The 13,149-nt window shown below is 72.6% G+C and carries 11 protein-coding genes; 9 read left to right on the top strand and 2 right to left on the bottom strand.

What is annotated here, in order from left to right; genetic code table 11:
* The first annotated feature begins 123 nt into the window (after positions 1 to 123).
* Both AMK31_RS21240 and AMK31_RS21235 read left to right on the top strand, forming a co-directional pair.
* The gene (locus tag AMK31_RS21240; protein WP_073942164.1) at positions 124 to 1,728 is read left to right on the top strand and encodes an MFS transporter; all 1,605 of its coding nucleotides are present in this window, start codon (positions 124 to 126) and stop codon (positions 1,726 to 1,728) included.
* A 123-nt stretch (positions 1,729 to 1,851) separates the two neighbouring features.
* Positions 1,852 to 3,042 carry an acyl-CoA dehydrogenase family protein gene (locus AMK31_RS21235; protein WP_073942163.1) on the top strand — a complete coding sequence of 397 codons (1,191 nt, stop codon included), beginning with the start codon at positions 1,852 to 1,854 and terminating at the stop codon, positions 3,040 to 3,042.
* Positions 3,043 to 3,081: 39 nt separating this feature from the next.
* On the opposite strand, the gene AMK31_RS21230 is transcribed toward AMK31_RS21235, so the two are convergent.
* A complete protein-coding gene (locus AMK31_RS21230) occupies positions 3,082 to 3,519 on the bottom strand; it encodes a cell division protein SepF (protein WP_073942162.1) in 438 nt (145 codons plus the stop codon).
* A gap of 291 nt (positions 3,520 to 3,810) precedes the next feature.
* Between AMK31_RS21230 and AMK31_RS21225 the strand changes: the two genes are divergently transcribed.
* The 7 genes from AMK31_RS21225 to AMK31_RS21195 all read left to right on the top strand — a co-directional run bounded on the left by AMK31_RS21225 (position 3,811) and on the right by AMK31_RS21195 (position 12,093).
* Positions 3,811 to 4,995, top strand: a complete 1,185-nt coding sequence (locus tag AMK31_RS21225; RefSeq protein ID WP_073942161.1) for a DUF5685 family protein — start codon at positions 3,811 to 3,813, stop codon at positions 4,993 to 4,995.
* Between the two features lie 353 nt (positions 4,996 to 5,348).
* Complete coding sequence (locus AMK31_RS21220; protein ID WP_073942160.1) at positions 5,349 to 6,197, top strand: amino acid ABC transporter permease; 849 nt, start codon at positions 5,349 to 5,351, stop codon at positions 6,195 to 6,197.
* Positions 6,194 to 7,951 carry an FAD/NAD(P)-binding protein gene (locus AMK31_RS21215; RefSeq protein WP_073942159.1) on the top strand — a complete coding sequence of 586 codons (1,758 nt, stop codon included), beginning with the start codon at positions 6,194 to 6,196 and terminating at the stop codon, positions 7,949 to 7,951. Before AMK31_RS21220 ends, AMK31_RS21215 begins: the two co-directional genes overlap by 4 nt.
* An 86-nt stretch (positions 7,952 to 8,037) precedes the next feature.
* Positions 8,038 to 8,820 (top strand): DUF1684 domain-containing protein, encoded by a 783-nt coding sequence (locus AMK31_RS21210; RefSeq protein ID WP_073942158.1) that lies wholly within the window; start codon positions 8,038 to 8,040, stop codon positions 8,818 to 8,820.
* A 219-nt stretch (positions 8,821 to 9,039) separates the two neighbouring features.
* Entirely contained in the window at positions 9,040 to 9,942 is a 903-nt protein-coding gene (locus AMK31_RS21205; RefSeq protein WP_073942157.1) for a S1 family peptidase, read from the top strand.
* Positions 9,943 to 10,308: 366 nt separating this feature from the next.
* Positions 10,309 to 11,391, top strand: coding sequence for a S1 family peptidase (locus AMK31_RS21200; RefSeq protein WP_073942156.1), 1,083 nt, complete (start codon positions 10,309 to 10,311; stop codon positions 11,389 to 11,391).
* A gap of 84 nt (positions 11,392 to 11,475) precedes the next feature.
* Positions 11,476 to 12,093, top strand: coding sequence for a 2'-5' RNA ligase family protein (locus tag AMK31_RS21195; protein ID WP_073942155.1), 618 nt, complete (start codon positions 11,476 to 11,478; stop codon positions 12,091 to 12,093).
* Between the two features lie 20 nt (positions 12,094 to 12,113).
* Here AMK31_RS21195 and AMK31_RS21190 read toward each other — a convergent pair whose 3' ends face one another.
* Positions 12,114 to 13,148, bottom strand: a complete 1,035-nt coding sequence (locus tag AMK31_RS21190) for a DUF3533 domain-containing protein (protein ID WP_073942154.1) — start codon at positions 13,146 to 13,148, stop codon at positions 12,114 to 12,116.
* Position 13,149 lies beyond the last annotated feature (1 nt).

The following is a 13,149-nucleotide window of genomic DNA, read 5'->3' as shown; positions in this document are numbered from 1 at the left end:
CGCTGACGTGTCACTCGCCATCCGTTGCGCGGGCCGGAGACCACCGCTTCTCCGGCCGAGTCACGGGGGATTCCCCAACCCCGCGAGCCCGCCGATGCGAGGGAACATCTGGGAGGTACGTACATGTCCGGGACGACCACGGCCGCGGTCGGGACGCGCCGTCGGGCGGCCGGGGCCGGTGCCAACCGCTGGGTCGTCCTCGTCGTCCTCTGCGTCAGCCTGCTGCTGGTCGCCGTCGACGCCACCGTGCTGCACGTGGCGGTGCCCGCCGTAACCGAGGATCTGAAGCCCGGCGGCATAGAACTGCTCTGGATCGTCGACACCTACCCGCTGGTCTGCGCCTCGCTGCTGATCCTGTTCGGCACGCTCGGCGACCGGGTGGGCCGCAGACGCGTCCTGCTCCTCGGGTACGCCCTGTTCGGGGTGGCCTCCGCGCTGGCCGCCTTCGCTCCCGACGCCCAGGTGCTGATCGCCGCCCGGGCCCTGCTCGGCGTCGGCGGCGCGATGATCATGCCCGCGACGCTGTCGATCCTGCGTCAGGTCTTCCCCGACCGGCGTGAGCGGGCGCTCGCCATCGGCGTCTGGAGCGCGGTCGCCGCGGTCGGCGCGGCCGTCGGCCCGCTGCTCGGCGGGTTTCTCCTGGAACACTTCTGGTGGGGCTCGGTCTTCCTCGTCAACATCCCGTTGATGCTGGTCAGCCTGCCGGTGGGGCGGCTGCTGCTGCCCGAGTCGAAGGGCGACGGCAACGGCCCGTGGGACGTGGCCGGCGCGCTGATGGCGGCGGCGGGACTGTTCGGCGTGGTGCTCGGCGTGAAGCGGCTGGGCGGCGGGGAGGACGTGACCGGCCCGTTCACCGTGCTGCCGCTGCTGGCCGGCGCGGCCCTGCTGGCGCTGTTCGTGCGGCGGCAGCGCCGGCGGGCGTATCCGCTGGTCGACCTGGGGATGTTCGCCCGCGCGGCGTTCAGCACCTCCGTCGGCTGCATCGTGCTGGCGATGCTCGCGCTGGTCGGGCTGGAGCTGATCGCGGCGCAGTACCTCCAGCTGGTGCTGGGGCTGTCCCCGCTGCAGACCGGGCTGAGGCTGCTGCCGCTGACCATGGCGGCGATGGCGGCCGGCCTGTTCGGGGCGCGGATGCTGCGCCGGTTCGGGCCGCGCCGGATGGTGGTCTCCGGGTTCTGTCTGACCGCGGTCGCGGTGGTGCTGCTGACCGCGCTGGGCCGGGAGGACAACGCCGCGCTGATGCTGTCCGGTTTCGTGCTGCTCGGGTTCGGTCTGGAGACCACTCTCTTCGGGGCGTACGAGTCGATGCTGAGCGAGGCCCCGCAGGAGCAGGCCGGCGGCGCGGCCGCGATCGGCGAGACCTCCTACCAGCTCGGCGCGGGCATCGGCATCGCGCTGCTCGGCAGCGTGATGAACGCGGCGTACGCGCCCGGCCTCACCTCGGTGCCGGGCGTGCCCGCGTCCGCGTCGGCCGCGGCCGGCCACTCCCTGGGCGAGGCCTACGACGTGGCCGGGCGGCTCGGCGGCGAGGCGGGCGCGGCCCTGCGCAACGCCGCCCGGGACTGCTTCGTGCACGGACTGCATGTGACGTTGCTGGTCAGCGCGGGTCTGCTGCTGCTCGGCGCGGTGATGGCGCTGCGGCTGCCGAGGGTGATGCACTGCGAGGCGACGGGCCCGGTGGAGCTCCCCGCGCCGCGTGAGGTCGCCGAGTCCCGGGTCTCCGCCTGAGCGTCCGGCACGGCCGGTGGGTGGACGTGGGGGAGACTGCGTCGTAGCGTCGCCCTGAATCCGAGACTAGCGGTGCTAGTTAAAAGCTGGTGCCGCCGCTCCAGAGCCGCCGGAGGGTGCCCCGTGTCCACGTCCGCGAAGTTGCCGCCGTTCGATCCCGCCGACCCGCTCGGCCTCGACGACCTCCTCGAACCCGAGGATCTGGCCGTCCGCGACACCGTGCGCGGCTGGGCGGCGGACCGGGTGCTGCCGTACGTCGCCGAGTGGTACGAGAAGGGTGAGCTGCCGCAGATCCGCGAGCTGGCCCGGGAACTCGGCGCGATCGGCGCGCTCGGCATGTCCCTCGACGGGTACGGCTGCGCGGGCGCGAGCGCCGTGCAGCACGGCCTCGCCTGCCTGGAGCTGGAGGCCGCCGACTCCGGCATCCGCTCCCTGGTCTCCGTGCAGGGCTCCCTGGCCATGTACGCCATCCACCGCTTCGGCAGCGAGGAGCAGAAGCAGACCTGGCTGCCCCGGATGGCCGCCGGCGAGGTCATCGGCTGCTTCGGGCTCACCGAGCCCGACCACGGCTCCGACCCCGCCTCCATGCGGACGTACGCCAAGAAGGACGGCACCGACTGGGTGCTCAACGGCCGCAAGATGTGGATCACCAACGGCTCCGTCGCCGGGGTCGCCGTGGTCTGGGCGCAGACCGACGAAGGCATCCGCGGCTTCGCCGTGCCGACCGGCACCCCCGGATTCTCGGCGCCCGAGATCAAGCACAAGTGGTCGCTGCGGGCCAGCGTCACCAGCGAACTGGTCCTGGACGACGTACGGCTGCCCGCCGACGCGGTGCTGCCCGGCGCGACCGGGCTGCGCGGCCCGCTCAGCTGTCTGTCGCACGCCCGCTACGGCATCGTGTGGGGCGCGATGGGCGCGGCGCGGAGCTGTTTCGAGACCGCGGTCGACTACGCCAGGACGCGTGAGCAGTTCGGCCGGCCTCTCGGTGGCTTCCAGCTCACCCAGGCCAAGCTCGCCGACATGGCGGTGGAACTGCACAAGGGGATTCTGCTCGCCCATCATCTGGGGCGGCGGATGGACGCCGGCCGCCTGCGTCCCGAGCAGGTCAGCTTCGGCAAGCTCAACAACGTCCGGGAGGCCATCGAGATCTGCCGTACGGCCCGGACGATCCTCGGTGCCAACGGGATCTCGCTCGAATATCCCGTGATGCGGCACGCGACCAATCTGGAGTCGGTGCTCACCTACGAGGGCACCGTGGAGATGCACCAGCTGGTGCTGGGCAAGGCACTCACCGGGCTCGACGCCTTCCGGTGAGCCGGTGGGGCCGAGGCGGGGCCGGTGGGCGGCCCTGCCTCAGCTCTGGTTGAAGAAACCGTCCGAGCGGTGCGCGGCCGGGTCGCCGCTCACGATCTCCGTGTTGGAGGGGGTCAGCAGGAACACGCGGGTCGAGACCCGCTCGATGGAGCCGCGCAGCCCGAAGATCAGGCCGGCCGCGAAGTCGACGACGCGCTTGGCGTCGGCGGGCTCCATCGCCGTCAGGTTCATGATCACCGGGACGCCGTCCCGGAACAGCTCGCCGATGACCCGTGCGTCCCGGAAGCTGTCCGGGGTGACCGTGCCGATCCGGCGGCCCCGCTCCTCGGCCGTGTCCGTGGCCACCTTCACCCGCGGGTCCGTGACCCAGGCGTCCCCGGACTCGTTCTCCTCGGAGTACTCGTCGTCGTAATAGCGCTCGTCATCGTTGTCGTCGACGAGGCCGAGCCACGCACTCGCCTTGCGCACCGATCCCATGGACGCCTCCTCTCGCAGCGGTCTTTCTTCCTTTCCGCATCCCCATGGTCGTCCATGATGCGGATGTCGCGCCAAGTGGATAGACGCCGTGCGGGGGGTTTGTGACGGTACTGGTGCACAGCGAATCCGTCGAGAGGCCGGTTACCCCAAGGGTCCCGTCGTATGCGGCTGCTGACTGTGAGTGAAATATGATTCTTCCCGGCGGACGGGTGACGGGCACTGCGTACGGGTGAACGAAGTGGCCGATACGATGCGGCCGAATCCGCGTCACACGGCCCACGGGGGAGCCTCTTGTTCGGAATAGTCCGGCCCTGCAGTCATCGTCTCGGTGAACGCCTCAAGTCCGAGTGGATGGCGCATCTGTGCGGCCTCTGCCTCGCACTGCGTTCCGACCACGGCCAGTTCGCCCGGGTCGTCACCAACTACGACGGCCTGCTCGTCTCGGTTCTGACAGAGGCTCAGGGCGAGCGGGAGGGCGGCCGTTGGCGGCGTACGGCCGGACCGTGCCCGTTGCGCGGGATGCGCACCGCCTCCGTCGCGCAGGGTGAGGGCGCCCGGCTCGCCGCCGCCGTGTCGCTGGTGCTCGCCTCCGCCAAGGTCCGCGACCACGTCGCCGACGGCGACGGACTGCTGGCCCGCCGCCCGGTGGCGTTCGCCGCCCGCCGGGTCGCCGACAGCTGGGGACGGGCCGGCGCCCGCACCGGATCGTCCGTCGGCTTCGACACCGCCGTGCTGGTCGACGCCGTCGACCGGCAGGTCGGCATCGAGGCGCTGGCCGGGCCGGGCACCCCGATCCTGACCGTCACCGAGCCGACCGAGACCGCCACCGCCGCCGCCTTCGCGCACACCGCGGTGCTGGCGGGACGGCCGGGCAACACCGAGCCGCTGGCCGAGGCCGGACGTCTCTTCGGACGGCTCGCGCACCTGCTGGACGCCGTGCAGGACAAGGAGGCTGACGCCGCGTCCGGCGCCTGGAACCCGCTCACCGCCACCGGCACCCCGCTCACCGAGGCCCGGCGGCTCGCCGACGACGCCGTGCACGGCATCCGGCTGGCGCTGCGCGAGGTCGAGTTCACCGAGGGGCGGCTGGCGCACCGGCTGCTGGTGCACGAACTGCCCGCCTCGGTCGACCGCGCCTTCGGCACCTCCTCCTGCGGGCACCGGCCGGAGGCGGCCGGGCCCTACGCCCCGCCCGGCACCCCCGGCGGACCGGGCGCGCCGATGCCCCCGGAGCCGCCGCGCCGGGACCGGCGGGGGCTGCTCGCGGGGTGCGCGGTGTGGCTGGGGCTGGCCTGTACGTGCCGGCTGTGCTGCGGGGAGTACGAGGACCCGTGGAGCAGGGAACACCGGCAGGGGCCCTGCGCCAACTGCGACTGCAGCGGCTGCGGCGACTGCTTCAACTGCTGCGAGTGCTGCAACTGCTGTGGTGAGGACGGCTGCTGCGACGGCTGCGGCTGCGACTGCGGTTGCGGCTGACGCACTGAGGGGAGGGGTGAGCGCGCGTGTGAAGGCAGGGAAGGGAGAAGAAGGAAAGAGATAAAGGGAAGGCGAGCAGGGAGTCGGCTCAACAGGAAGAGGACCACACTCGACCGAAGTCGATGTGGGAGCGCGTGACCAGCCACTGCTGCGGATGCATGGGCCAAGTGGAACAGGCGTCCGGACGGCCCGTCAACCAGCCCCCGTAAAAATGAGATTCCCCGCTCACCATCCGGACGGCCTTGACAGTCCGGCCGATCGGGCCCGTACTCTCGACCGACGGCCCTGCTGAGGGGCTTGGCCGTCCCGTGTGAAGGCGTCACCGTGTTCCATACACATCACGGAGCCTTCCCATGTCCTCCGACACCCTTGCCAAAGCCCCCGCGCGCCCCGTCTCCGCCGAGACCGACCGCATCGTCCCGCAGCGCCGGTACGGCCAGTGGGCGGCCGCCGCGGTCGTTCTCGTCCTGCTCGGACTCGCCGCCACCTCCGTGCTGCGCAACGACGCCTTCCAGTGGGGAGTCGTCGCCGACTACTTCACCTCGACCGCGGTGCTGCGCGGACTGTGGCTCACCCTGTGGCTGACCGCGGTGGTGATGGTGCTCGGCTTCGCGCTGGGCACCCTGCTCGCCGCCGCCCGGCTCTCCGCCAACCCCGTGCTCAGAGCCGTCGCCTGGGGATACGTCTGGCTGTTCCGGTCGATCCCGATCCTGGTGCAGCTGCTGCTGTGGTTCAACATCGGGGCGCTCTACCCGCAGATCCTCGGAGTGCGGACCGTCGACCTGCTCGGCCCGGTCGCCGTCGCGGTCATCGGCCTGACCCTGCACGAGGCCGCGTACGCCGCCGAGGTGGTGCGCGGCGGGATCCTGTCCGTCGGCGCCGGGCAGATCGAGGCCGCGCAGGCGCTCGGGCTGAGCCGGCTGCGGCGCTGGTGGCGGATCGTGCTGCCGCAGGCGATGCGCTCCATCGTGCCGCCCGCCGGGAACATGCTGATCGGCACCCTCAAGGGCACCTCCATCGTCAGCGTCATCGCCGTCCAGGACCTGCTGTACTCGACGCAGCTGGTCTACCACCAGACGTACCAGGTCATCCCGCTGCTGATGGTGGCCACCGTCTGGTACACCGTCGTCACCTCGCTGCTGAGCGTGGGCCAGTACTACGTCGAGAAGCGCTACGCGCGCGGTGCGGAGACCGCCCGATGAGAGCGTCCCTGGTGATCGTCGGAGCGGGACCGCGCGGGACCGGGGTCCTGGAGCGGATCGCCGCCAACGCCGCCGGCTCCGTGCCCGGCACCGGCCTCGACATCCACCTCGTCGACCCGTACCCGCCGGGCCCCGGCCGGATCTGGCGCACCGCGCAGTCGCCGCTGCTGTGGATGAACTCCCGCGCCGAGGACGTCACCGTGTTCACCGACGACACCGTGGAGATGGCCGGACCCGTCCAGGAGGGACCCACCCTGCACGAGTGGGCCGGGCTCGCCGGGGACGCCTTCGTCGGCCGGCGGGTCCAGGGCTCCTACCTCCGCTGGGCCTACGAACGGGCGGTCGCCGCGCTGCCGCCCGGCGTCGCCGTGCACCACCACCCGTGCCGGGCCCTGCGGGTTACCGGACCCCGCGAGGGCCGGCAGCGGGTGTGGCTGCAGGGCAGACCGAGCCCCCTCCTCGCCGACCTGGTGATCCTCACCCTCGGCCACCTCGACGCCGAACCCGATGCCGAGCAGGCCCACTTGAGCGAGTACGCCCGCGCCCACGGCCTCGTCCACCTGCCGCCGGACTTCACCGCCGACAGCGACCTGAGCCCGCTGCGGCCCGGCGAGCCCGTCGTCGTGCGCGGCTTCGGCCTCGCCTTCGTCGACCTGATGGTGCTGCTCACCGAGGGGCGGGGCGGGCGGTACGACGGGGACACCTACGTCCCCTCGGGCAAGGAACCGGTGCTGTACGTGGGTTCGCGGCGCGGAGTGCCGTACCACGCGAAGCTCGGCTACGGCCTGGAGGGCGCCCCGCCGCCGCTGCCCCGGTTCTTCGGCCCCGCCGAGACCGACGTGCTGCTCGCCCGGCCGGGCGGCATCGACTTCCGGCGGGACGTGTGGCCGCTGGTGGAGAAGGAGCTGGGCTTCGCCCACTACCACCGGCTGTTCACCGCCCACCCCGGGCGGACCGGCCTCGACTGGAGCACCTTCGAGGACAAGTACGCCGCCGCCGACGACCCGGCCGAGCGCGCCGCCCTCGTCGCCGCCGCCGTGCCCGACCCCGCCGACCGGCTGGACCTCGCCGCGCTCGACCGCCCGCTGGCCGGCGTGCGGTACGGGTCGCACGAGGCGTTCCAGGCCGGGCTGCGCGACTACGTCGAGGCCGATCTGCGGCGCCGCCACGACCCCGCGCACAGCCCCGACCTGGCCGTCTTCGGCGCCCTGCTCTCCGTCTACGGCCAGCTGATGCGGCTCGGGGACATCGGCACCTGGTGGCACGGCTTCTTCAGCTACCTGGCGTCCGGGCCGCCCGGGCCCCGGCTGCGGCAACTGCTCGCGCTGTCCCGCGCGGGCGTGCTGCGGTTCGTCGGCGCCGACATGGAGGTCCGCGCGCAGGACGGGGTGTTCCGGGCGTCGAGTCCGACCGTGCCGGGGTTCGCCGTCGAGGCGCGGGCGCTGGTCGAGGCGCGGCTGCCGGAGCCCACGGTCGCCCGGTCCCGGGAGCCGCTGCTGCGGGAGCTGTACGCCGACGGGGCCGACGCCACCCCCGACGGGCTGCTCCGCGTGGACCCGGTCGACGGACGGGTGCTGGACCGGGCCGGGCTGCCGCATCCGCGCCGGTTCGCGCTCGGCCCGCACACCGACATCCGGGGCGCGGGCGCCTTCGTCCGGCCGCGCTCCGGCGGACCGGCGTTCCGGCAGAACGACGCGGCGGCGCGGGCGGCGCTGGCGTTCCTGCGGGCGTCGGCCGACCGGGCGGCCGCCTGAGCCGCCGCACCCGCGGCGGAAAGACCGGTGCGCCACGGCGCGCTCACACCTCGGGTCGCCTGACCCGGTACGGAAGGGTTGATGACATGACGACGGACGCGTCCGGCGAGTGGAAGCAGTGGCACGAGGGGCGCCTGGAGACGGTGTCCGCTCCCTACGGGCCGCTCGCGCTGACCGCGACCCACTGGCTGGAGGACTATCCGGAGGGGCGACTTCCGGACATCCCGGGGAACTGGACCGCCGACGGTGACGCGGTCGTCCTGACCGCCGGCGCCGGGGACGGCCTGACCGTCGACGGCGCGCCCTTCGAGAGCCGGGTACGGCTCGCGGCCGACTCCGGCCCGGTGTCGGCCGCCCGGGTCGGCTACGGCGAACGACGGCTGGTCGTGCTCGTCCGCGAGGGGATCTGGGGGGTACGCGACTTCGACCCGGCGGCCGAGACGCGCCGGCTGTTCCGCGGCATCGAGGCCACACCGTACGATCCGCGCTGGTCGGTGCCGGGCCGCTTCACGCCGTACGACGACGACCGCACCGTCCGGGTGGAGAACGCGGACGGGAAGCGGCGTGGCCTCGGGCTGGGCGGGGAGCTGGCCTTCACCCTCGACGGGCGGGAGCACACCCTCCAGGTGACGGTGGAGGGCGACGGCTCGCTCTGGGCCGTCTTCGCCGACGCCACCAGCGGCGACAGCAGTTACCGCTTCCGGTTCCTGCGGCCGGCCGCGCCCGGCGCCGACGGCTCCACGACGGTGGACTTCAACCGGGCGCTGCTGCCGCCGTGCGCCTTCGCCGACCACTTCATCTGCCCCTTCCCGCCGCCGGGGAACACCCTGGTCGTGCCGGTCGCGGCAGGGGAGCGCAATCTGGTCTGACGGGTCATCAAGGCCGGTACGGGGGCCATTCCGCACAGTTCGTTCAATGCTTGACGGCCGAAAGGCACCCTTGCGCCTACCGGTCGTTCGGCCGAATACTCCCACAAGCGCTTGTCAGGGGCACGGCGTGTTCGGAATCCGGACGCCCGTGCCCCCGACTGCGCCTCACGGGCCCCGACCCCACGCGGGCCCCCGACTTCCTTTGTGGAGGAACGAAAAGTGAGGATCAAGCGCACCACCCCTCGCAGCGGCATATCGAGACGGACCCGGCTGATCGCCGTTTCCACCGGACTCGTGGCCGCCGCCGCGGTCGCGGTCCCCAGCGCGAACGCGTCCGACACCACCACGTTCAGCGCCACCGAGCTGAAGAGCGCCGGCGCCTCGGTGCTCAAGGCCGACGTCCCGGGCACCGCCTGGGCCGTCGACAGCAAGACCAACCGCGTTCTCGTGACCGTCGACAGCACGGTCTCCAAGGCCGAGATCGCGAAGATCAAGGAACAGGCCGGGGCCAACGCCGACGCGCTCACCATCAAGCGCACGCCCGGCAAGTTCACCAAGCTGATCCAGGGCGGCGACGCCATCTACGCGAGCAGCTGGCGCTGCTCCCTCGGCTTCAACGTCCAGAACAGCAGCGGCACCCAGTACTTCCTGACCGCCGGCCACTGCACCGACGGCGCGGGCACCTGGTACTCCAACTCGGGCCGCACCACGGTCATCGGCTCGACCGCCGGCTCCAGCTTCCCGGGCAACGACTACGGCATCGTCCGGTACACCGGGTCCGTCAGCCGGCCCGGCACCGCGAACGGCGTGGACATCACCCGGGCCGCCACGCCGAGCGTGGGCACCACCGTCATCCGCGACGGCTCCACCACCGGCACCCACAGCGGCCGCGTCACCGCCCTCAACGCCACCGTCAACTACGGCGGCGGCGACGTCGTCTCGGGCCTGATCCAGACCACGGTCTGCGCCGAGCCCGGCGACTCCGGCGGCCCGCTCTACGGCAGCAACGGCACCGCGTACGGTCTGACCTCCGGCGGCAGCGGCAACTGCTCCTCCGGCGGCACGACCTTCTTCCAGCCGGTCACCGAGGCCCTGAGCGCGTACGGCGTCAGCGTCTACTGAGCCGCTTCGCGTTCGCAGCCGGCGTCTTCGGGAGCCCCCGCACGCAACCGCGTGCGGGGGCTCCCCTTTTGGGGTCTCCGGGGTGGGAGGGGCAGAGGTGAAAATCAGTCAGGACTAGACCTCACCAACCCGTACACGGTTACTCACGCGTAGCATTTGCAGTGCGAATTCCCCTGGGATGTAAGAGGAATACGCGGGGTGGTGAAGGGGCGAGGGGCGCGCGGTGGTCACCGTGTGCGCGTCCTGAAGTCGACCTTGTGCGCTCCCTGTGCGGTTCGGAAGAGTGGGCGCCCGTCAACCAAGCCTTCCGGCTCGTCGTGGTCCCCACAACCACCGTCGGGCCGACCCCCCACAGGAGGACGTGAGTTGCAGCACCGACGCATACCCAAGCGGCGGTTCGCCGTGGCAGGTGCGGGCATCGCCGCACTGGTCGCCGCGGGAGTCACCTTCCAGACTGCGAACGCGAGTGAGCCGTCGGAGACCCCGGAGCTCAAGACGCTGTCGGCGATCGCGGCCGGAAAGCTCGCCTCGACGCTGGGTCAGGACCTCGGCGCCGACGCGGCGGGCACGTACTACGACGCCCAGGACAAGAGCCTGGTCGTGAACGTGCTCGACGAGGCCGCCGCCGACGTGGTCGAGGAGGCCGGCGCCCAGGCGAGAATCGTCGAGCACTCCCTCGCCGAGCTGAAGAGCGCCCGTACGACGCTCAAGCAGGACGCGGCCATCCCCGGCACCGCCTGGGTCACCGACCCGACCACCAACAAGGTCGTCGTCACCGCCGACCGCACCGTCTCCGCGGCCGAGTTCGAGAAGCTCGGCCAGGTCGTCGACGGGCTCGGCACGGTCGCCGAACTCCAGCGCACCAAGGGGGAGTTCAAGCCCTTCATCGCCGGCGGTGACGCCATCACCGGCGGCAGCGGGCGCTGCTCGCTCGGCTTCAACGTGGTCAAGGGCGGGGAGCCGTTCTTCCTGACCGCCGGCCACTGCACCGAGGGCATCTCCACCTGGTCGGACTCCTCCGGCACCGTCATCGGTGAGAACGAGGCGTCCAGCTTCCCGGGTGACGACTACGGTCTCGTCAAGTACACCGCCGAGGTCGACCACCCGAGCGAGGTCAACCTCTACAACGGCTCGGCCCAGCAGATCAGCGGCGCCGCCGAGGCCACCGTCGGCATGGAGGTCACCCGCAGCGGTTCCACCACGCAGGTGCACTCCGGCAAGGTCACCGGCCTGGACGCCACCGTGAACTACGGCAACGGCGACATCGTCAACGGACTCGTCCAGACCGACGTCTGCGCCGAGCCCGGCGACAGCGGCGGCGCGCTCTTCTCCGGTGACAAGGCCATCGGCCTCACCTCCGGCGGCAGCGGCGACTGCACCTCCGGCGGGGAGACGTTCTTCCAGCCGGTGACGGAGGCGCTGTCGGCGACGGGCACGCAGATCGGCTGACCCGTCCCGCACGTAGCGAAGTCCCGCCCCGCGCGTGAGGGGCGGGACTTTCGCGTGCGGCCCGCCGGCGGTGATCCTGGTGATGTGGACGGGAACCCGGTTTTCGACGGGGCCGAGCCGGTGGACGCGCTCGAGGTGGCGCCCACCCCCCGGACGGCGGTGGCGTGGCTGCCGCCGCGGGAGCTCTGGCCGGTGATCCAGGACATCCGCTGGGAGCACGATCCGCAGGTACGACGGTGGCCGCCGCATGTGAATCTGCTGTTCGGCTTCGTGCCGGAGGAGGAATTCGCGCGGGCCCTGCCGCTGCTGTCCGCCGGGGCGGCGCGGTGCGCGGCGTTCCCGGCACGGCTGGCCGGAGTGCGCTGGTTCCGGCACCGGCACTACGCCACGGTGTGGCTCGACCCGGCCGCGGCGGACCGGGCGCAGTGGTCCCGCCTCCAGCGGGAGCTGGAGCTGAGGTTCCCGCTCTGCCGGGGGCGCGGCGGCCGCTTCACCCCGCATCTGTCCCTCGGCCGCACCCAGGATCCGAAGCACCTGGCCGCCGAGTGCGCCGCCCGGCTCGGCACGCTGTCGGCGGTGGTCGACGAGGTGGTCCTGCTCTCCCGGCGCGGCGAGGAGCCGATGCGGGCCCGGGCCGGGATCGCGCTGGGTACGGGGGAGGTGCGCGGGTTGCGGGAGAGCCCGGGGGAAGACACCCCCTGAGGCTCCTTGTCCGCGCGGGCCTACGGCACCTGCGTCGGCAGGCGCTGCTCCTGGCGTTTCCGGCGCAGTGCCGCCGCAGCCAGGGTGATCACGACGCCGGCCGCCGCCCATGCCGACAGCACCAGCAGGGCGCCGGTGGTGTCGTTGCCCTCGAAGTAGGCGATCGAGCGGGCCGCCCAGGTGCCCGCGCCCGGTGGCAGGGCCGGGCCGATCGCCTCCCAGAACGGTGGCAGCATGGGCAGCGGGAAGGCGCCGCCCGCGCTGGGGTTGCCCAGGACCACCACCAGCAGGATCGCGAGGCCGATGCCGACGATCCCGAAGAGCCCCTGGAGGGCGAGGGTCGCCGCGCCGACGGCGAAGATGACCAGCGCGCCGAGCCCCCACAGGGCCGCGACGCCGCCGGGCAGGGCGCCCAGGACCGGTCCGACGATGACCGTGCCGCCGAGCCCGCCGACGATCGCCACCACCGCCATCACGGCGAGCCGGATCACCGCGCGGCGCGGGTTGGCGGGCCGGGCGCCGGTGCTGATGGCGAGGATCGAGGCGCACAGGTAGCCGCCGACGCACCAGCCGACGACCAGGTAGAACGACGAGAGTCCGTCGAAGTCGTCGGGGGAGGCCGGGGCCACATCCACGGTCCGCACCGTGCGCCCCTCGGCCTTCTCCAGGGTGGTGGTCAGCGTCGCCAGCGAGGTGGCGAGGACGGTGCCGCCGCCGGAGGCGACCAGGAGGGTGTCGGTGGTGCCGTGCGGGTTCAGGACCAGGGCGCCGTCGATGTCCCGGTTCACGATCTGCTCGCGGGCGGTCTCCGCGTCGGCCACCGCGCGCGGGTCCAGCGGGCCGCCGGGCAGCCGCTCCAGCCGGGTCACCGCCTGCCCGGCGGCGGCCGGCTGCGCGACCACCCCGAAGGGCACGTCCTTCAGCCGGGGGTCGTGCAGCGCTCCCACGTACGAGGTGATGAACAGCAGCTGGAGGGCGATCACGCCGAGGACGAGCAGCGTGGCCCGCGGGGTGACGGCGTCCTTCACCTCTCGGAGGAACGTGGTCTGTGTCATG

It is taken from the genome of Streptomyces sp. TSRI0107 (assembly GCF_001905845.1).
Taxonomy (GTDB): domain Bacteria; phylum Actinomycetota; class Actinomycetes; order Streptomycetales; family Streptomycetaceae; genus Streptomyces.
This window is presented reverse-complemented; position numbering and strand designations above follow the sequence as displayed.

What these genes read in the sequence shown, in the direction of transcription:
- AMK31_RS21210 (WP_073942158.1), top strand. Translation starts at nt 8,038, where the DNA reads ATGACGACGGACGCGTCCGGCGAGTGGAAGCAGTGGCACGAGGGGCGC.
- AMK31_RS21190 (WP_073942154.1), bottom strand. Translation starts at nt 13,148, where the DNA reads ATGACACAGACCACGTTCCTCCGAGAGGTGAAGGACGCCGTCACCCCG.
- AMK31_RS21230 (WP_073942162.1), bottom strand. Translation starts at nt 3,519, where the DNA reads ATGGGATCGGTGCGCAAGGCGAGTGCGTGGCTCGGCCTCGTCGACGAC.
- AMK31_RS21220 (WP_073942160.1), top strand. Translation starts at nt 5,349, where the DNA reads ATGTCCTCCGACACCCTTGCCAAAGCCCCCGCGCGCCCCGTCTCCGCC.
- AMK31_RS21215 (WP_073942159.1), top strand. Translation starts at nt 6,194, where the DNA reads ATGAGAGCGTCCCTGGTGATCGTCGGAGCGGGACCGCGCGGGACCGGG.
- AMK31_RS21240 (WP_073942164.1), top strand. Translation starts at nt 124, where the DNA reads ATGTCCGGGACGACCACGGCCGCGGTCGGGACGCGCCGTCGGGCGGCC.